Source organism: Tepidiphilus sp. HLB4 (genome assembly GCF_054823945.1).
The window spans coordinates 58,703-76,893 of the sequence record NZ_JSYB01000094.1 but is presented as its reverse complement, the minus strand read 5'-3'; the positions used below and the strand labels follow the sequence as shown (position 1 = coordinate 76,893).

Sequence of the window (18,191 nt, the reverse complement as noted above, 5' to 3'; positions counted from 1 at the left end):
GAGACTGCGAAGGACGAGAAAAAGGCACGCGGCCGCAATGCGCGGCGACGTGCCTTCATGATACACGCTTTGTTCGGGGTTTGCCTCAGCCGAGGAGATCCTTGACCCCTTCGCGCTCTTCCATGAGTTCGTTGAGCGTGGCGAGGATGCGCTCGCGGGAGAAGTCGTCGATGGGCAGCCCCTGGACGATGCGGTATTCGCCGTTCTCGCACACACAGGGGAAGCCGAAGACGATCCCTTCGGGGATGCCGTAGGAACCGTCGGAAGGCACACCCATGGTCACCCAGCGGCCGTTCGTGCCCAGCCACCAGTCGCGGATGTGGTCGATGGCGGCGTTGGCAGCGGAGGCGGCCGAAGAGAGGCCGCGCGCCTCGATGATGGCCGCGCCGCGTTTGCCCACGGTGGGAATGAAGACTTCGCGGTACCAGGTTTCGTCGTTGATGAGATCTTTGACCGACTCGCCGTTGGAGGTGCAGAAGCGATAGTCGGGGTACATGGTGGGGGAGTGGTTGCCCCAGACGACGATGTGCTCGAAGCTCGACACCGGCCGGCCGGTCTTGATCGCCAGCTGGGCGAGTGCCCGGTTGTGATCGAGCCGCAGCATGGCGGTGAAGTTCTTGGAGGGGACGCGGCCGACTTTTTCGGCGGTTTTCATCGCGATGTAGGCGTTGGTGTTGCAGGGGTTGCCCACCACCAGCACCTTGCAGTCGGGGTTGGCGTGTTCGGCGATCGCCTTGCCCTGCACGGTGAAGATCTTGGCATTTTCCGAGAGCAGGTCCTTGCGCTCCATGCCGGGGCCGCGCGGGCGCGCGCCCACCAGCAGGGCGATCTGCGCATCCTTGAAGGCGACGTTGGGGTCGTCGGTGGCGATCATGCCGGCGAGCAGCGGGAAGGCGCAGTCTTCGAGTTCCATCATCACGCCCTTGACGGCTTTCTGGGCCTGGGGCAGGTCGAGCAGCTGCAGAATGACGGGTTGATCTTTACCCAGCATTTCTCCGCTGGCGATGCGGAACAGCAGGCTGTAGCCGATCTGACCGGCGGCGCCGGTGACGGCGACGCGAACGGGGGCTTTGCTCATCGGTGCTCTCCGTGGTGGACGATAATCTTGGAATCCTAGTCCGGCGGCTGGGGCTTGTCAATCCATGTCTTATATCTTATATAAGACGGTGGACATGGTAGACGTCCTATCCTTTTTGTGCTGAAATAACGAACATGGCCTCGAATGCACCCACCTTCAGTCCGTTGTATCGGCAGATCAAATCGTTGATCGTCCAGGCGCTGGAATCCGGCGAATGGCGACCGGGCGAGGCCATTCCCAGCGAGCAGGAGCTGGCGGCCCGTTTCGGCGTTTCGCAAGGCACCGTGCGCAAGGCCGTCGATGAGCTGGCCGCCGAGAACGTGCTCGTGCGCAAGCAGGGCAAAGGCACTTTTGTGGTCTCGCACCACGATCCGCGCCAGTTCTTCCGTTTTCTGCGGCTCGTGCCCGACGACGGCAGCCTGACCCAGCCGCAGAGCGTGCCGCTCGACTGCTGGCGCGCCAAGGCGGGACAAGAGGCGGCGCGTGTGCTGCAAATTCCCGTAGGCGATCCTATCATCATCCTGCGGCGCGTGCTCAAGTTTTCCGGCAAGCCCGTGGTGCTCGACGAGATCTACCTTCCCGGGGAGGTGTTCGAGGGGCTCACGCTCGACACGCTCAAGGAGTGGAAAGGCTCGCTCTACAGTTTCTTCGAGACGCGCTTCGGGGTGCGCATGCTGCGGGCCGAGGAGCACATCCGCGCCGTGGCCGCCGACCGCATGGCGGCCGAGACGCTGGGCGTGAAGGAGGGAACGCCGCTTCTGTCGGTGGAGCGCGTGACGTATACTTACAACGATCGGCCGGTGGAATGGCGCCGCGGGCGCTATCTCACCACGCAATACCACTACCACAACGAGCTGACCTGAGCACCGGGTCGGCGAGCACCGTTTTTTCGAGGGTGCGTCCGCGACGGCGGACGCGTGTGTGTGACCAAGGGAGCAAGCGCGATGAGCGAAGCAAGCGTGGCACGAAAGGCGCGGCCCAAGTTTCTCGACCTACGGGAAATTCGGCTGCCGTTGCCGGGGATCGTCTCGATTCTGCATCGGATCAGCGGGGCCGGATTGTTCCTGCTGTTGCCGTTCCTGTTGTATCTGTTCGACCTGAGCGTGTCTTCACCCGAGACCTTTGCCACCTATAAGGCAATCGTCGGCCATCCGCTGGTGAAGCTGATCCTCTTCGGCCTGCTGTGGGCCTACCTGCACCACTTCTGCGCCGGCATCCGCTTCCTGCTGCTCGATCTGCACAAGGGCATCGAGCTCGAGCCCGCGCGCCAGAGTGCGCGGCTGGTGCTGATCGTCAGCCTCACGCTCACCGTGATCCTGGGAGTCTGGCTATGGTAAAACGTCTCGTCGTCGGCGCCCACTACGGTCTGCGCGACTGGCTCGCCCAGCGTGCCACCGCCACGTACATGGCGCTCTATACCATCGTGTTCGCCTTCGCGGCGCTCACGCTGCCCAAGATGGATTACGAGCATTGGTCGGCGCTCTTCTCGGGCGGGCTGATGCGCTTCCTCACCTTCCTCTTCTTCATGTCGCTTGCCTATCATGCCTGGGTCGGCGTGCGCGACATCTGGATGGACTACGTCAAGCCGCTGGGGCTGCGCCTGGCGCTGCACCTCATCACGCTCTTTCTGCTCGTCGGCTACGCCGGCTGGGCGGCCAAAATCCTGTGGAGACTCTGACCGTGAAAGTCGCGAAGCATACGTTCGATGCCGTGATCGTCGGTGCCGGCGGCGCCGGCCTGCGCGCGGCGCTGCAACTGGCCGAAGCGGGGCTGCGCACGGCGGTACTCACCAAGGTGTTCCCCACGCGCTCGCACACCGTGGCGGCGCAGGGGGGGGTGGCTGCCTCGCTGGGCAACTCCACGCCGGATCACTGGCACTGGCACATGTACGATACCGTCAAGGGTTCCGACTGGCTGGGTGACCAGGATGCGATCGAATTCATGGTGCGCAAGGCCAACGAGGTGGTCATCGAGCTCGAGCACTTCGGCATGCCGTTCGACCGCACCGACGAAGGCAAGATCTATCAGCGTCCCTTCGGCGGGCATTCGATGAACTACGGCGAGGCGCCGGTGATGCGCTCCTGCGCCGCGGCCGACCGCACCGGGCACGCGATGCTGCACGCGCTCTACCAGCGCAACGTGCGTGCGCGCACGCACTTCTTCGTCGAATGGATGGCGCTCGATCTCATCCGCGACAGCCAAGGGCACGTGCTCGGCGTCACGGCGCTCGAGCTCGAGACGGGCGAAGTGGCGATCTTCCACGCCAAGGCCACCATCTTCGCCACCGGCGGGGCGGGGCGCATCTACCACTCTTCGACCAACGCCTTCATCAATACCGGTGATGGCCTGGGAATGGCCGCGCGCGCAGGCATCCCGCTCGAGGACATGGAGTTCTGGCAGTTCCACCCCACGGGTGTTGCCGGCGCCGGCGTGCTCATCACCGAGGGCGTGCGCGGCGAAGGCGGCATCCTGCGCAACTGCAACGGCGAGCGCTTCATGGAGCGCTACGCGCCCAACCTCAAGGATCTCGCGTCGCGCGACGTCGTCGCCCGCGCCATGGTCACCGAGATCAACGAAGGGCGCGGCTGCGGGCCGAACAAGGACTACGTGCTGCTCGACATCACGCACCTCTCGCCCGAGATCATCATGAAGCGGCTGCCGGGCATCCGCGAGATCTCCATCCAGTTCGCCGGGGTCGACCCGATCAAGGAGCCGATTCCGGTCGTGCCCACCTGCCACTACATGATGGGTGGCATTCCGACCAACTACAAGGGCCAGGTGGTGATGCCCCAGGATGGCGACCCGAACGCGCCGGTCCCCGGCTTCTATGCCGCCGGCGAGTGCGCCTGCGCGTCGGTGCACGGTGCCAACCGTCTGGGGACCAACTCGCTGCTCGACCTGCTCGTCTTCGGCAAGGCTTCGGCCGAGACTGCCGTGGCCGACATCAAGAGCGGCAACCTCACGCTGCGTGAGCTGCCCAAGGATGCGGCCGAGCCGAGCCTCGCGCGCCTGGCGCGTCTCGAGAACCAGAAAGAAGGCGAGCCGGTGGCCGACGTGCTGCTCGAGCTGCAGCGCACGATGCAGAAACACGCCGGCGTATTTCGCTTCAAGGACATGCTCGAGGAAGGCGTGCAGAAGATCCTCGAGGTCGAGGAACGCGTACGTCGTACGGCCATCCGCGACCATTCCAAAGTGTGGAATACGGCGCGCATGGAGGCGCTCGAGCTCGAAAATCTCATCGAGGTGGCCAAGGCGACGATGATCTCGGCGGCGGCGCGCAAGGAATCCCGCGGGGCGCACGTGCGCGACGATTGTCCCGACACCCCCGAATTCCCCAACGGGCGCAACGATAAGGAGTGGCTCAAGCATACCCTGTGGTTCCGTGACGGCAACCGGCTCGTGTACAAGCCGGTGAATCTCAAGCCGCTCAACCCCGACACCCAACCCATCGCGCTTGCCAAGCGCACGTACTGACCGGCGGGAGAACCGACCATGACCCGAGTGGTGCAGTTCCGCATCTATCGCTACGATCCCGACAAGGATCAGAAACCCTACATGCAAGACATTTCGGTCGAGCTCGAGCCGACCGACAAAAAGCTGCTGCAGGCGCTGGTGCGCCTCAAGGCCAAGGATGATTCGCTGTCGTTCCGCCGCTCCTGTCGCGAAGGGGTGTGCGGGTCGGATGCGATGAACATCAACGGCAAGAACGGTCTGGCCTGCCTCACCGACATCGACAGCCTGACACAGCCCATCGTGCTGCGGCCGCTGCCGGGCCTGCCGGTGATCCGCGACCTCATCGTCGACATGACGCAGTTCTTCAAGCAGTACCATTCGATCACGCCGTATCTCATCAACGACGATCCTCCACCCGAGCGCGAGCGCCTGCAGACGCCCGAGGAGCGCGAGGAGCTGAACGGCGTCTATGAGTGCATCCTGTGCGCGTGCTGCTCGACTTCCTGTCCGTCCTTCTGGTGGAACCCGGACAAGTTCGTCGGCCCGGCCGGGTTGTTGAACGCCTACCGTTTCATCGCCGATACGCGCGACACGGCCACCAGCCAGCGGCTCGACGATCTCAACGATCCGTATCGGCTCTTCCGCTGCCATACGATCATGAACTGCGTCGACGTCTGTCCCAAGCATCTCAACCCCACCAAGGCCATCGGCAAGATCAAGGAGCTGATGGTCTCGCGTGCGGTATGACGAGCCCCAAGGGACGGATCCGCTGGCACTGCCGGCGGGCCCTGCTCGAACTCGACCTGATCTTCCAGGATTTCCTGGCGGTCGAGTTCGAGCGGCTCGACGACGAGGAACTCGCAATTCTGGAAGAGCTGCTGGCACTGGAAGACCATGAACTCTGGGCCCTCGTCAACGGTACCCGACCCATTCCGTCGCCACGCTGGGTCGGGATGGTCGAGAAACTGCGCGGCGTGAGAAGGCATCGACGCACGCGCCTGATGGGTGAAGAGGGACGGGGATCCCTCGAAAATCAAGGAGAAAACGCATGAGCACGGAACGCAAGGCGACGCTCGTCATCGACGGCAAGGAATATCACTATCCCATCCTCTCGGGCACGCTCGGCAACGACGTGATCGACATCCGCAAGCTCGGGGCCGAGACGGGGCATTTCACCTACGACCCCGGTTTTCTCTCCACCGCGAGCTGCCGCTCTTCCATCACCTACATCGACGGAGACAAAGGGGAGCTCCTCTACCGCGGCTATCCCATCGAGCAGCTGGCCGAGCAGTGCTCCTTCATCGAGGTGGCCTATCTGCTGCGCAACGGCGAGCTTCCCTCCAAGGCCGAACTGGAAGACTTCGACAACCGCGTGCGGCGTCACAACATGCTGCACGACCAGATGAACCGTTTCTTCACCGGCTTTCGCCGCGACGCGCATCCCATGGCGGTGATGGTCGGGGTGGTGGGGGCTCTTTCGGCTTTCTACCACGACGTGCTCGATTTCGGCGACGCCGAGCACCGCACGATCTCCTTCATCCGTCTGGTGGCCAAGATGCCCACCATCGTGGCCATGGCTTACAAGTACAACGTGGGCCAGCCCTTCATGTATCCGCGCAACGACCTCTCGTACGCCGCGAACTTCCTGCACATGATGTTTGGCACGCCCTGCGAGAAGTACGAGCCCAACCCGGTGCTGGTGCGCGCCATGGACGTGATCTTCACGCTGCACGCCGATCACGAGCAGAACGCTTCCACTTCCACCGTGCGCCTGGCCGGTTCCTCCGGCGCGAACCCCTTCGCCTGTATTTCCGCCGGCATCGCCTGCCTGTGGGGGCCGGCGCACGGCGGCGCCAACGAGGCCTGTCTGCGCATGCTCGAGGAGATCGGCGACGTCTCGCGCGTGGGCGAGTACATCAAGCGGGCCAAGGACAAGAACGATCCCTTCAAGCTCATGGGCTTCGGCCATCGCGTCTACAAGAACTACGATCCGCGCGCCAAGCTCATGCGCAAGATCTGCTACGAGGTGCTGCAGGAGCTGGGGCTGGAAAACGACCGCCTCTTCAAGCTGGCCATGGCGCTGGAGAAGATCGCGCTGGAAGACGAATACTTCGTCGAGAAGAAGCTCTACCCCAACGTGGACTTCTACTCCGGCATCGTGCAGCGTGCCATCGGTATCCCGACCTCGATGTTCACCTGCATCTTCGCGCTCGCGCGCACGGTGGGGTGGTTCACGCAGTGGGAAGAAATGATCACCGATCCCGAATATAAGATCGGCCGTCCGCGTCAGCTCTATGTCGGTGCTCCGCGCCGCGACGTCGTGCCGCTGGAAGCTCGGGGCTGAAGCGCCGTATGATCGGAATACAGGCTCGAGCCTGAAAGAGAGAATCCCCATGTACAAGGAATTCCAGGACACGACCGTCCTCTTCGGGGCCAACGCCCCGTTCGTCGAGGAGCTCTACGAGCACTATCTCGCCGATCCGGATTCGGTCCCCGAAGAGTGGCGGCATTATTTCGACGCTCTGCGCCAGGGGCCAGGGCCAGAGCAGGAGGTGCCGCACGCCCCGATCCGCGCTGCGTTCGAGCAGATGGCCAAGATGGGGCCGGTGCGTTTCGTCAAGGCCGGTACCGACGATGGCCAGCGCCAGGTGGGCGTGCTGCAGCTCATCAACGCGCACCGCTTCCTCGGGCACCGTGTGGCCGACATCGACCCCCTGAAGATGCACGAGAAGCCGCGCGTCGAGGAGCTCGAGCCGGCCACGTACGGGCTCACGGAAGCCGACCTCAACCGCGAGTTCAACGTCGGCTCCTTCCGCGGGCTGGAGAAGCAGACGGCCACGTTGCGCGAGATCCTCGAGGCGCTGCGTCAGACGTATTGCCGCACCGTGGGCGTCGAGTACATGTACCTCACCGACACGGCGCAGAAACGCTGGCTGCAGGCGCGCTTCGAGCCGGTGCATGGCAAGGCGAGACTCACGGTCGATCAGCAGAAGCGCATCCTCGAGCGGCTCACCGCGGCCGAAACCCTGGAGCGCTACCTGCACACCCGCTACGTAGGCCAGAAACGCTTCTCGCTCGAAGGGGGCGAGTCGGCCATCGTTGCGCTCGACGAGGCGATCCGCGTGGCCGGCCGGCACGGGGCGCAGGAGGTCGTCATCGGCATGGCGCACCGCGGGCGTCTCAACGTGCTGGTCAATGTCCTGGGCAAGCCGCCGGCCATGCTCTTTGCCGAATTCGAAGGCAAGAAGGCCGAAGAGCTCACCGCCGGCGACGTGAAGTACCACATGGGCTTTTCGAGCGACGTGCTCACCCCGGGCGGGCCGGTGCACCTCTCGCTCATGTTCAACCCCTCGCACCTCGAGATCGTCAACCCCGTCGTGCTCGGCTCGGCCTACGCCCGCCAGCAGCGCCGCGACCCGGCGGAAGCCAAGGATCAGGTCGTGCCGATCATCATCCACGGCGACGCGGCGGTGGCCGGGCAGGGGGTGAACCAGGAGGTGCTCAACTTTGCCCAGACGCGCGGCTATGGCGTGGGCGGCGCGGTGCATATCGTCATCAACAACCAGATCGGCTTTACCACGTCCGATCCGCGCGACCTGCGCTCCTCGACCTACTGCACCGACATCTTCAAGATGGCGGAGGCGCCCATCTTCCACGTCAATGGCGACGATCCCGAGGCGGTGGCCTTCGTGATGCAGCTCGCCATGGAATTCCGCAAGGAGTTCAAGAAAGACGTGGTGGTGGACATCGTGTGCTTCCGCAAGCTCGGGCACAACGAACAGGACGAGCCGGCGGTGACCCAGCCGCTGATGTATCGCCGTGTCCGGCAGCATCCGGGTACGCGCAAACTCTATGCCGATCACCTCGTGCAGAGCGGCGTGATCGCCCCGGACGACCCCGAGCGCTACATCCAGGAATACCGCGAACATCTCGACCGGGGCGAGCTCCTCTACAACCCGGTAGTGGCCAACGTCGTGCGCAAGCACGCCATCGACTGGACCCCGTTCATCCGGCAGGAATACACCGACGAGTGCGACACGTCCATTCCGGCGGCCGAATACCGGCGCCTGGCCGAGCGGCTCACCACGATCCCCGAAGGTTTCGAGCTGCATCCGCGGGTGCAGAAGATCATCGAGGACCGGCGGGCGATGGGGCGTGGCGAGATGCCGGCCGACTGGGGCTTTGGCGAGAATCTCGCTTATGCTTCCTTGGTCGCGCAAGGGTTCGGCGTGCGGCTCTCGGGCGAGGACGTGGGCCGCGGTACCTTCTTCCACCGCCACGCGGTGCTGCACGACCAGAAGCGCGAGCGGCGCGACGAAGGCACCTACGTTCCGCTGCAGAACATCCAGGAAGGGCAGGCGCCGTTCTACGTCTACGATTCCACCCTCTCGGAAGAAGGGACGCTGGGCTTCGACTACGGCTATGCCATCACCGAGCCGAACCAGCTCACCATCTGGGAGGCACAGTTCGGCGATTTCGCCAACGGCGCGCAGGTGGTGATCGACCAGTTCATCGCCTCGGGCGAAGCCAAGTGGGGGCGCTTGTGCGGGCTCACCTTGCTGCTGCCGCACGGCTATGAAGGGCAAGGGCCCGAGCACTCTTCGGCGCGCATCGAGCGTTATCTGCAGCTGTCGGCCGAGCGCAACTGGCAGGTGTGCGTGCCTACCAACGCAGCGCAGATCTTCCATCTGCTGCGCCGCCAGATGCTGCGGCGCGTGCGCAAACCTCTGGTGGTGTTCACGCCCAAGTCGCTGCTGCGCCTGAAAGAGGCCGCTTCCCCCATGGAGGACTTCCTGCGCGGCGGCTATCGGACCGTGATCGGCGAAGTCGAAGAGCTCGCGCCGAAGAAGGTCAAGCGCGTGCTGCTGTGCCAGGGCAAGATCTATTACGAGCTGCTCGCCTACCGGCGCGAGAAAGGGATCGACGATACGGCCATCATCCGGTTGGAGCAGCTCTATCCCTTCCCGGCCGAGGCGCTCAACGCCGCCCTCAAGCCTTTCGCCCAGGCCAAGGAACTCGTCTGGGTACAGGAAGAGCCGCGCAACCAGGGCGTGTGGTACTGGCTGCTGTCGCGCCAGCACCTGAAGAACGAGCTCGGGCGCGGTCGTCGGCTGTTGCTCGTGTCTCGCCCAGCCAGTTCCTCGCCCGCCGTGGGCTATCTCGCCAAGCACGTGGCACAGCAGAAAGCCGTGATCGAGGGGGCGTTTGGCCCGATCCTGGCCGATTGAGCGCCTACCAGACCGTCAGGAGAATGATATGTTGATCGAAGTGAAAGTGCCGCAGCTGTCCGAATCGGTGGCCGAAGCCTCGCTGGTGGCCTGGCACAAGAAGGAAGGGGAATTCGTCCGTCGCGACGAGAACCTCGTCGATATCGAGACCGACAAAGTGGTGCTCGAGACGCCCGCCCCCGCCGATGGGGTGCTGGTGAAGATCCTCAAGGGGGATGGGGCTCCCGTCACCTCGGGCGAGGTGATCGCCCAGATCGATACCGAGGCCAAACCGTCTGCCGGTGAGCCGGCGGCGGCTGCGGCGCCTGCACCGACGGCCCAGCCCGCGGCCCAAGCCGCAGCGACGGCTGCCGTGGCGAGCCCCGCCGCGCGCAAGATCCTGGAAGAAAAAGGGGTGGCGCCCGAGAGCGTCGCCGGTACTGGACGCGGCGGCCGGATCACCAAGGAAGACGCGCTCGCCGCCCAGCCGGCGGCTGCCAAGCCTGCCGTTGCGGCTGCGCCCGTGGTACCGCCCGTTGCGGTGAGCGGGGAGCGCCCCGAGCAGCGCGTGCCCATGACCAAGCTGCGCAAGCGCATCGCCGAACGCCTGCTGCAGTCGAAGAACGAAAACGCCATGCTGACCACCTTCAACGAGGTCAACATGGCCGCGGTCATCGAGCTGCGCAAGAAGTACGGCGAGAAGTTCGAGAAGGAACACGGCGTGCGCCTTGGCTTCATGAGCTTCTTCGTCAAGGCCGCCTGCGCCGCCTTGAAGAAGTTTCCCATCCTCAACGCCTCGGTCGATGGCGACGACATCATCTACCACGGCTACATCGACATCGGCATCGCCGTGGGTTCGCCGCGCGGTCTGGTGGTGCCCATCCTGCGCGACGCCGACCAGCTCTCCATGGCCGAGATCGAGCAGAAGATCGCCGAGTTCGGTGCCAAGGCCAAGGATGGGCGTCTGTCGCTCGAAGAGCTCACCGGAGGCACCTTCTCCATCTCCAACGGCGGGGTGTTCGGCTCCATGCTCTCCACGCCGATCATCAACCCGCCGCAATCGGCCATCCTCGGCATCCACGCCACCAAAGACCGCCCGGTGGTCGAGAACGGCCAGATCGTGATCCGTCCGATCAACTACCTGGCGCTTTCGTACGACCATCGAATCATCGACGGGCGCGAGGCGGTGCTGGGACTCGTGACGATCAAAGAGGCTCTGGAAGATCCGGCGCGCCTGCTCTTTGGCGTGTGAGTGCCGCGGGGGCGGCGCGGGCCGCCCCTTTTTCGTCACGAGGAGGAAGGATCGATGCAAAGTTTCGACGTACTGGTGATCGGCGGCGGGCCCGGCGGTTACGTCGCGGCCATCCGCGCCGCACAGCTCGGCTTCAAGACCGCTTGTTGTGAATCCAACCCGTATGCCGACCCCAAGGGCGAACCGCGCCTGGGCGGCACCTGCCTCAACGTGGGCTGCATTCCGTCGAAGGCGCTGCTGCACACGTCGCACCTCTATGAAGAGGCGGCGCATACGTTTGCCGGCCAAGGCATTCGTGTCCAGGGGCTCGCGATCGACGTGCCGGCGATGATACAGCGCAAGGCAGGCATCGTCACCCAGCTCACCCAGGGGATCAAGGGGCTCTTTCGCAAGAACAAGGTGAGCTTGCTGCCGGGCCACGGGCAGTTTCTCGGCCGCGAGGGGGAATCCTGGCAAATCCGCGTGGGCGAGGAAACGGTGCTCGCCAAGCACGTGATCGTGGCCACTGGCTCCAAGGCGCGTCACCTGCCAAACCTGCCGGTAGACAACCGCATCGTGTGCGACAACGTGGGAGCGCTCGAGCTGCAGGTCGTGCCCAAGCGGCTCGTCATCGTCGGCGCGGGCGTGATCGGGCTCGAGATGGGGTCGGTGTGGCGCCGTCTGGGGTCGGAAGTAACCATCCTCGAAGCGCTGCCCGACTTCCTTGCCGCCGCCGACGCGGACGTGGCCAAGGAGGCACTGTCGCTCTTCACCAAACAGGGGTTGAAGTTCCAGTTCGGCGTCACCATCGAGGGGGCCGAGCTGAAGGGGGACGGGGCGATCTTGCGCTACCGCGACCAGGAGGGCAAGGAGCAGACGCTGGAGGCCGACCGGGTCATCGTCTCGGTGGGTCGTGTGCCCAATACCGAAGGGCTCGGCGCCGAGGAGATCGGGTTGCAGGTCAATGAGCGCGGCCAGATCGCGGTCGACGAGCACTGCCGCACCAACCTGCCCAACGTCTGGGCGGTGGGCGACGTGGTGCGCGGTCCCATGCTCGCGCACAAGGCGATGGAAGAAGGGGTGATGGTGGCCGAGCGCATCGCCGGGCAGGCGGGGCACGTGAATTACGACGCCATCCCGTGGGTGATCTATACGGCGCCGGAGATCGCCTGGGTGGGCAAGACCGAAGCCCAGCTCAAGGCCGAGGGCGCGGAGTATCGCGTCGGCAAGATCCCCTTCCTTGCCAACGGTCGGGCGTTGGGCATGGGGGCGCCGCAGGGTTTCATCAAGATGATCGCCTGTGCCAAGACCGACCGTATCCTGGGCGTGCACATCATCGGGGCGAACGCCTCCGAGCTCATCGCCGAGGCGGTGGTAGCGCTGGAGTTCGGCGCCGCTGCCGAGGACATTGCGCGCATCTGCCATGCCCACCCGACGCTGTCCGAGGTGATGCACGAGGCGGCGCTGGCGGTCGATCGCCGGCCTCTGCATTTCTGATGGCCGAGCAGGTTGCGGCTGCGGCGGGCGACATCGTCGCGGCCTATGAGGCGGCGCTCGCCGAGCGGGGCTATCGTCCTGATCCGGCGCAGCGCCGCGCCGTCGAGCGCCTCCAGCGGCTGTGCGAGGACCTGTGCCGCGGCGCAGGGGCCCGGTCGCGCACCGAAGGATCGTCGCGCTCGCCGCTGGGCTTGCTGCGCCGCGTCTTTGCGGCCAAGGAGACGGCGCCGCCCGAGCCGGCGGTGCGCAGCGTCTACCTCTGGGGCGGGGTGGGGCGCGGCAAGAGCTTCGTGATGGACGTGTTCTTTGCCGCTTGTCCCTTTGCCGCCAAGCGCCGGGTGCATTTCCATGCCTTCATGCAGCGCGTGCATGAAGACCTGCGGCGGCACCGCGAAGTGCCCGATCCCTTGGCGAAGGTGGCCGAGGACATCGCCGCCGAGGTGCGGCTGCTGTGTTTCGACGAATTCCACGTCTCGGACATCGCCGATGCCATGATCCTGGGGCGGCTCCTGGAGGCGCTGCTCGCGCGCGGCGTGGTCTTCGTGCTCACCTCGAACTATCCCCCGCACGGGCTCTATCCCAACGGGCTCATGCGGGTGAATTTTCTGCCCACCATCGCGCTCATCGAACGCACCTTCGACGTGCTGGAGGTCGATTCCGGCACCGACTACCGCCTGCGCACCCTGGAGAACGTCGAGCTCTACCTCGTTCCTCCTTCGCCCGAGAACGAGGCGAAGTTGCGGGAGGACTTCCGGCGCCTGACGGGCCAAGATCCTGTGCCGGGCAGGCTCGAGCTCTTCGAGCGCGAGATTCCCTATCTCGGCAGGCACCAGGACGTGATCTGGTTCACCTTTGCAGCGCTGTGCGACGGGCCGCGCTCGCAGAACGATTATCTCGAGATCGCGCGCGAGCACGACACGGTGCTCCTGAGCGGCATTCCCCGCATGGGGCCGGCGCAGGCCTCGCAGGCGCGGCGCTTCACCTGGCTCATCGACGTGCTCTACGATCATCGGGTGAAACTGATCGCCACCGCCGAGGCCGAGCCGCAGGAGCTCTATCGCGAGGGCTTGAACGCGCACGAGTTCGCCCGCACCGCGAGCCGCCTGATCGAGATGCGCACGCGCGAGTACCTCGCCGAAGCGCACCGGCCCGACTGACGGAAGGGGAGATGGACGGGGAGACGCTCGCGGCGCGCATCGAAGAGGAGCTCGGCCCGGGCGGGCGGCTCGCCGCGGCGATTCCCGGGTTCGTCCATCGGCCGCAGCAGCACGAGATGGCGCTCGCGGTGGCCCGCGCCATCGAGGAGAAGGCGGTGTTGCTGGCCGAAGCCGGTACCGGCACCGGCAAGACCTTCGCCTATCTGCTGCCGGCCTTGCTCTCCGGGCGCAAGGTGATCGTGTCGACGGGCACCAAGACCTTGCAGGATCAGCTCTTTCACCGCGACCTGCCGCGCCTGAAGGAGGCGTTGAAGATTCCGGTGCGCACGGCGCTCCTCAAGGGGCGCCAGAACTACGTCTGCCACTATCACCTCGAACGCAATCTCGCCCACGGCCGCTTCGCCACCGCCGAGGACGCCGCGCTCTTGCGGCTCATCGCGCGCTTTGCCCAGCACACGGCTTCAGGGGACAAGGCCGAATGCTCCGAAGTGCCCGAGGATGCCTTCGCCTGGACGTTCGCCACCTCCTCGCGTGACAACTGCCTCGGCCAGGATTGCCCTCACTGGCAGGAGTGCTTCCTCATGAAGGCGCGGCGCGCGGCGCAGGAGGCCGAGTGCGTGGTGGTGAACCACCACCTCTTTTTCTCCGATCTGGTGCTGCGCGACGAGGGGGTGGGCGGCCTTTTGCCGGATGCGGACCTGGTGGTGTTCGACGAGGCGCACCAGCTGCCCGAGCTCGCGGCGGTGTTCTTCGGCGAGAGCCTGGCGTCGAGCCAGTGCTTCGAGCTCGTGCGCGATGCCCGGGTGGAGGCGCTGGTGGCGGCACCGGATTTCCGGCCCTTGCGCGAGGCGATCGACGCCTTCGACAAGGCGGTGAAGGACCTGCGGCTGAGCCTGCCGGCCGAGACCGTGCGCTGGCCGCGGCAGCAGGCGCTGGAGCAGGCCGCCGGGTTCGCCTCGGCCCTGCAGACCTTGTCGGCGAGCGCGGCGGCCTTGCGCGAAGCGCTGGCAAGCCAGCAGGAACGCAGCGAGAACCTGCCGCGGCTCGCGACTCGGGCCGAAGCGCTGGAGCACCTGCTCGCCCAGTGGGGCGAGGGGGAGGAGCGTTTCGTGCATTGGGTGGAGGCGGTGGGCACGCGCTTCACCTTGCACCGTACGCCGATCGAAGCGGGGCCGGCGTTTTCCCGGCTCCTTGCCGGCGGGGAGCGGGCCTGGGTGATGACTTCGGCCACGCTCGCGGTGGCTGGGTCGTTCGCGCATTTTCGCCGCGACCTGGGGCTGTTCGACGAGGAGCTGCCGGTGCAGGAGGGGATCTGGGCGAGTCCGTTCGACTATCGCCGCCAGGCTTTGTTACTGGTGCCCCAAGGGATGCCGGAGCCGGGTTCGCCGCAGCATCTGCCGGCGGTGGAGGAAGTCGCCGAGCGGCTGATCCGTGCCGCCGAAGGGCGGGCGTTCGTGCTGTGCACCTCGCTCAAGGCGATGCAGCGCCTGGGTGAGGGCTTGCGCGCGCGCCTGGGGGCCGGGTATACGGTGCTGGTGCAGGGCGAAGGATCGCGTCATGCCTTGCTCGAACGCTTTCGCACCACGCCGCACGCCGTGCTCGTCGGCAGCCAGAGTTTCTGGGAAGGGGTGGACGTCGCCGGTGAGGCGCTCTCGCTCGTCATCATCGACAAGCTGCCGTTCGCTCCGCCCGACGATCCCGTGCTCGCCGCGCGCATGGCCCGGCTCGCGGCGCAGGGCGAATCCCCTTTCGCCCTGCTGCAGCTGCCGCGCGCCACCATCCAGCTCAAACAGGGCGCGGGACGGCTCATCCGCAGCGAGCGCGACCGCGGCGTGCTGTGTATCTGCGATCCGCGCATGGCTACCCGCGGTTACGGTAAGATTCTGTGGTCCAGCCTGCCGCCCATGGCGCGGCTGCGCGAAGTGGCGCGGGCAGAGACCTTCCTGGCGGCGCTTGCCCGCGAGGCCGGCGGAGGATCGGCTCCGCCGCTGGACGCGGCGGGAGGCGAGACGCAATGAATCCCCAAGAGAGGAAAAAGAAATGGCGCAAAGCCTGATGTCGTTCGAAGAGGGTTTGTCCCGCTTGCTTGCGGCCGCGGAGCCGGTGCTCGAAGAAGAACTGATCGAGACGCTGGAGGCGGAGCGGCGCGTCTTGTCGGAGACCCTCTACTCGCCGATCGCCTTGCCCCGCCAGGACACGGCGGCAATGGATGGCTACGCCGTGCGCTGTGCCGACGTCGCCCACCTTGGCGTTCGGCTGCCGGTGCGCCAGCGGATTCCGGCGGGCTCGGTCGGCGTGCCGCTCGAGCCAGGCAGCGCCGCGCGCATCTTTACCGGTGCGCCCTTGCCCGAGGGGGCCGATGCGGTCGTGATGCAGGAACGGGTGGAGGTGGAAGGGGAAGAAGTCATCTTCCACCACGTTCCGCAGCCGTGGGAATCGGTGCGGCGGGCGGGCAGTGAAATCGCCCTGGGATGCGAGATCCTGACGGCGGGCACCCGCCTGAGTCCGCAGGCGCTGGGCCTTGCGGCCGCCGTGGGGTATGCTACCCTGCCGGTGCGCCGCCGCGTCCGCGTGGCGCTCTTTTCGACGGGCGACGAGCTGGTGATGCCGGGACAGCCGCTCGGTCCAGGCCAGATCTACAATTCGAACCGCTATCTGCTGCGCGCCTTGCTCAAAGAGCTCGGCTGCCTGGTCGAGGATTACGGCGTGGTGCCGGATCGTTTCGAAGAAACCCGGGCGGCGCTGCGGCGGGCGGCCGACGGGGCGGACGTCGTCCTGACGAGTGGCGGGGTCTCCGTAGGGGAGGAGGATCACGTCGTGGCCGCCGTGCGGCAGGAAGGGCGGCTGGACCTGTGGAAACTGGCGATCAAGCCGGGCAAGCCGCTTGCCTACGGGCGCCTCGGGGCGGCGCACTTCCTGGGGCTGCCGGGGAATCCGGTCTCCGCTTTCGTCACCTTCGTCCTCTTCGTCCGTCCGTTCCTGTTGCGCCTGCAAGGGGTGCGGGAAGTGCTGGATCCGCCCCTGTGGGTGGAGGCGGGCTTCACCCGCCTGAAGGCCGATCCACGGCGGGAATTCCTGCGGGCCCGGCTCGATGCCCGGGGTCGGGCGGTGCTCCATCCCGATCAGGGATCGGCGATGCTCGCTTCCCTCGTCTGGGCCGACGGCCTGGTCGAGGTGCCGCCGGCCACCCCTATCCGCGAAGGGGACCTGGTCCGCTACCGTCCTTTTGCGCGTTTGCTGGGATGAGGATCGAAGGGAAGGAGGGGCAGAGATGGCGGTGAGAGTGCTCTATTTCGCGGCGCTGCGCGATGCCTTGCCGCTCGCCGAGGAATCGGTGGCGCTGCCGGCGGGGGTCGAGACGATGGCGGCGCTGCGCGCCTGGCTCGGTGCCAGGGGAGAGGCGTGGGCGCCGCTCGTGACGTGGAAGACGCTGCGCTGTGCCCGCAACCAGGCGCTCTGCGCCTGGGACGAACCGGTGCGGGACGGCGACGAGGTGGCGTTTTTCCCACCAGTGACGGGGGGGTGAGACGATGTGGACCGTCCGGGTGCAGATCGAAGACTTCGACGTGGGGGCCGAAGACGAACGGCTACAGGGGGCTTCGCCCGAGGTGGGCGCCGTGGTGAGCTTCGTCGGCACCGTGCGCGGCGGCGAAGTGCGGTCGATGACTCTGGAGCATTATCCCGGCATGACCGAGAAGTCGCTCGAGGCTCTGGTCGAGGAGGCGCGCCGCCGTTGGTCTTTGATCGCAGTGACGGTGATCCACCGCGTGGGGCGATTGATGCCGGGCGAGCGCATCGTGTTCGTGGGCGTGGCGAGTCGCCATCGCGCAGATGCGTTTGCGGCGTGTGAATTTTTGATCGATCGCCTCAAGACCGAGGCGCCCTTCTGGAAGAAGGAAGAAACGGAAGGGGTCGCCCGTTGGGTCGAGGCGAGGGAGTCGGACGAAAAACGGGCACGCCGCTGGTGAGCGGCCCGCCCGCTTCGTAGGGGGCGATTACTTCTTGGCGCCGCCTTGCGTTTGCTGGGCGCCGGAGATCATGTTCTGCCAGGCTTCGGTGGTCATCTTCGACATCTGCTCGAGCACGGCGCGGGACTGGTCGATCGCGCTCTGCACGGCTTTCATCGGGTCTTCACCGCCCATTTTCGGCAGGTTGGTGCCGAGCGACTGCATGGCCTGCGTCCATTCCTGGGAACCCGTGGTGATCGCCTCGGAGACGAGGCGGTTGAGCTCGGCCTGGGCCTTGACGGTGAGCTGGGCGATCTCGTTGATGCAGCCCATGATTTTCTCGGCCGATTTCTGCGCGAATTCCTGACGCAGCTTGAGCTGCTCTTCGGGGGCCTGGGCGGCGAGCAGGGCTTGGGTGCTGCGCGCACCTTCTTCGAAGAGCGCCTTGGCGGTTTCGATCTGCAGCGCGAGCAGGCGCTGGGTATTGTCGATGGCCATCTGGGTGAATTTCATCGCGTTTTCCAGCTGTTTTTGCTGCAATTGCGCGAAATTGGTCTGATTCTTCATGATTGGCTCCCGAAGTAGGTGGTAACGACATCGAAAAAACTTTTTCTTTTTACT

Annotated in this window: 17 protein-coding genes; 15 read left to right on the top strand and 2 right to left on the bottom strand. The window is 65.7% G+C overall.

Annotated elements, in window-relative coordinates; genetic code table 11:
• Window positions 1-85: 85 nt before the first annotated feature.
• The gene (locus OA56_RS11035) at window positions 86-1,078 is read right to left on the bottom strand and encodes a malate dehydrogenase (RefSeq protein WP_141055760.1); all 993 of its coding nucleotides are present in this window, start codon (window positions 1,076-1,078) and stop codon (window positions 86-88) included.
• A gap of 134 nt (window positions 1,079-1,212) precedes the next feature.
• On the opposite strand from OA56_RS11035, the gene OA56_RS11030 reads away from it, so the two are divergent.
• From OA56_RS11030 to moaE, 15 genes are all read left to right on the top strand, one after another.
• On the top strand, window positions 1,213-1,941 hold the full coding sequence (locus OA56_RS11030; protein WP_055423658.1) for a GntR family transcriptional regulator: 729 nt from the start codon (window positions 1,213-1,215) through the stop codon (window positions 1,939-1,941).
• Window positions 1,942-2,022: 81 nt separating this feature from the next.
• Window positions 2,023-2,415 (top strand): succinate dehydrogenase, cytochrome b556 subunit, encoded by a 393-nt coding sequence (gene sdhC / locus OA56_RS11025; protein WP_055423659.1) that lies wholly within the window; start codon window positions 2,023-2,025, stop codon window positions 2,413-2,415.
• Window positions 2,409-2,756 carry a succinate dehydrogenase, hydrophobic membrane anchor protein gene (gene sdhD, locus OA56_RS11020; protein ID WP_055423660.1) on the top strand — a complete coding sequence of 116 codons (348 nt, stop codon included), beginning with the start codon at window positions 2,409-2,411 and terminating at the stop codon, window positions 2,754-2,756. Before sdhC ends, sdhD begins: the two co-directional genes overlap by 7 nt.
• A gap of 2 nt (window positions 2,757-2,758) precedes the next feature.
• Window positions 2,759-4,552 (top strand): succinate dehydrogenase flavoprotein subunit, encoded by a 1,794-nt coding sequence (sdhA, locus tag OA56_RS11015; RefSeq protein ID WP_461585311.1) that lies wholly within the window; start codon window positions 2,759-2,761, stop codon window positions 4,550-4,552.
• An 18-nt stretch (window positions 4,553-4,570) separates the two neighbouring features.
• Window positions 4,571-5,278: a succinate dehydrogenase iron-sulfur subunit gene (locus OA56_RS11010; protein WP_055423662.1), complete on the top strand. Its 708-nt coding sequence runs from the start codon at window positions 4,571-4,573 to the stop codon at window positions 5,276-5,278.
• Window positions 5,275-5,583 carry a succinate dehydrogenase assembly factor 2 gene (locus OA56_RS11005; RefSeq protein ID WP_072247945.1) on the top strand — a complete coding sequence of 103 codons (309 nt, stop codon included), beginning with the start codon at window positions 5,275-5,277 and terminating at the stop codon, window positions 5,581-5,583. Before OA56_RS11010 ends, OA56_RS11005 begins: the two co-directional genes overlap by 4 nt.
• Complete coding sequence (gene gltA, locus OA56_RS11000; RefSeq protein ID WP_461585308.1) at window positions 5,580-6,875, top strand: citrate synthase; 1,296 nt, start codon at window positions 5,580-5,582, stop codon at window positions 6,873-6,875. Before OA56_RS11005 ends, gltA begins: the two co-directional genes overlap by 4 nt.
• A 49-nt stretch (window positions 6,876-6,924) precedes the next feature.
• On the top strand, window positions 6,925-9,759 hold the full coding sequence (locus tag OA56_RS10995) for a 2-oxoglutarate dehydrogenase E1 component (protein ID WP_055423664.1): 2,835 nt from the start codon (window positions 6,925-6,927) through the stop codon (window positions 9,757-9,759).
• A 28-nt stretch (window positions 9,760-9,787) separates the two neighbouring features.
• Complete coding sequence (gene odhB, locus OA56_RS10990; protein ID WP_461585306.1) at window positions 9,788-10,990, top strand: 2-oxoglutarate dehydrogenase complex dihydrolipoyllysine-residue succinyltransferase; 1,203 nt, start codon at window positions 9,788-9,790, stop codon at window positions 10,988-10,990.
• Between the two features lie 54 nt (window positions 10,991-11,044).
• Window positions 11,045-12,466 (top strand): dihydrolipoyl dehydrogenase, encoded by a 1,422-nt coding sequence (gene lpdA / locus OA56_RS10985; protein ID WP_461585304.1) that lies wholly within the window; start codon window positions 11,045-11,047, stop codon window positions 12,464-12,466.
• Window positions 12,466-13,623, top strand: a complete 1,158-nt coding sequence (gene zapE / locus OA56_RS10980; protein WP_461585302.1) for a cell division protein ZapE — start codon at window positions 12,466-12,468, stop codon at window positions 13,621-13,623. The genes lpdA and zapE overlap by 1 nt, the downstream gene beginning before the upstream one ends.
• A gap of 11 nt (window positions 13,624-13,634) precedes the next feature.
• Complete coding sequence (locus tag OA56_RS10975) at window positions 13,635-15,641, top strand: ATP-dependent DNA helicase (RefSeq protein ID WP_461585300.1); 2,007 nt, start codon at window positions 13,635-13,637, stop codon at window positions 15,639-15,641.
• A gap of 22 nt (window positions 15,642-15,663) precedes the next feature.
• Entirely contained in the window at window positions 15,664-16,869 is a 1,206-nt protein-coding gene (locus tag OA56_RS10970; RefSeq protein ID WP_461585298.1) for a molybdopterin molybdotransferase MoeA, read from the top strand.
• Between the two features lie 25 nt (window positions 16,870-16,894).
• A complete protein-coding gene (moaD, locus tag OA56_RS10965; protein WP_141055768.1) occupies window positions 16,895-17,149 on the top strand; it encodes a molybdopterin converting factor subunit 1 in 255 nt (84 codons plus the stop codon).
• A 4-nt stretch (window positions 17,150-17,153) separates the two neighbouring features.
• Entirely contained in the window at window positions 17,154-17,591 is a 438-nt protein-coding gene (gene moaE / locus OA56_RS10960; RefSeq protein WP_141055771.1) for a molybdopterin synthase catalytic subunit MoaE, read from the top strand.
• 27 nt (window positions 17,592-17,618) lie between these two features.
• Here the strand turns inward: moaE and OA56_RS10955 are convergent, their stop codons facing one another.
• Window positions 17,619-18,137, bottom strand: coding sequence for a phasin family protein (locus OA56_RS10955; RefSeq protein WP_461585295.1), 519 nt, complete (start codon window positions 18,135-18,137; stop codon window positions 17,619-17,621).
• Between the last annotated feature and the right edge of the window lie 54 nt (window positions 18,138-18,191).

Excerpts from the sequence above, each read along its gene's own strand:
- zapE (WP_461585302.1), top strand. The coding sequence starts at position 12,466 with ATGGCCGAGCAGGTTGCGGCTGCGGCGGGCGACATCGTCGCGGCCTAT.
- moaD (WP_141055768.1), top strand. The coding sequence starts at position 16,895 with ATGGCGGTGAGAGTGCTCTATTTCGCGGCGCTGCGCGATGCCTTGCCG.
- moaE (WP_141055771.1), top strand. The coding sequence starts at position 17,154 with ATGTGGACCGTCCGGGTGCAGATCGAAGACTTCGACGTGGGGGCCGAA.
- lpdA (WP_461585304.1), top strand. The coding sequence starts at position 11,045 with ATGCAAAGTTTCGACGTACTGGTGATCGGCGGCGGGCCCGGCGGTTAC.
- OA56_RS11035 (WP_141055760.1), bottom strand. The coding sequence starts at position 1,078 with ATGAGCAAAGCCCCCGTTCGCGTCGCCGTCACCGGCGCCGCCGGTCAG.
- sdhD (WP_055423660.1), top strand. The coding sequence starts at position 2,409 with ATGGTAAAACGTCTCGTCGTCGGCGCCCACTACGGTCTGCGCGACTGG.
- OA56_RS10975 (WP_461585300.1), top strand. The coding sequence starts at position 13,635 with ATGGACGGGGAGACGCTCGCGGCGCGCATCGAAGAGGAGCTCGGCCCG.
- sdhC (WP_055423659.1), top strand. The coding sequence starts at position 2,023 with ATGAGCGAAGCAAGCGTGGCACGAAAGGCGCGGCCCAAGTTTCTCGAC.
- OA56_RS10970 (WP_461585298.1), top strand. The coding sequence starts at position 15,664 with ATGGCGCAAAGCCTGATGTCGTTCGAAGAGGGTTTGTCCCGCTTGCTT.
- OA56_RS10995 (WP_055423664.1), top strand. The coding sequence starts at position 6,925 with ATGTACAAGGAATTCCAGGACACGACCGTCCTCTTCGGGGCCAACGCC.
- odhB (WP_461585306.1), top strand. The coding sequence starts at position 9,788 with ATGTTGATCGAAGTGAAAGTGCCGCAGCTGTCCGAATCGGTGGCCGAA.
- OA56_RS11010 (WP_055423662.1), top strand. The coding sequence starts at position 4,571 with ATGACCCGAGTGGTGCAGTTCCGCATCTATCGCTACGATCCCGACAAG.
- OA56_RS10955 (WP_461585295.1), bottom strand. The coding sequence starts at position 18,137 with ATGAAGAATCAGACCAATTTCGCGCAATTGCAGCAAAAACAGCTGGAA.
- gltA (WP_461585308.1), top strand. The coding sequence starts at position 5,580 with ATGAGCACGGAACGCAAGGCGACGCTCGTCATCGACGGCAAGGAATAT.
- OA56_RS11005 (WP_072247945.1), top strand. The coding sequence starts at position 5,275 with ATGACGAGCCCCAAGGGACGGATCCGCTGGCACTGCCGGCGGGCCCTG.
- OA56_RS11030 (WP_055423658.1), top strand. The coding sequence starts at position 1,213 with ATGGCCTCGAATGCACCCACCTTCAGTCCGTTGTATCGGCAGATCAAA.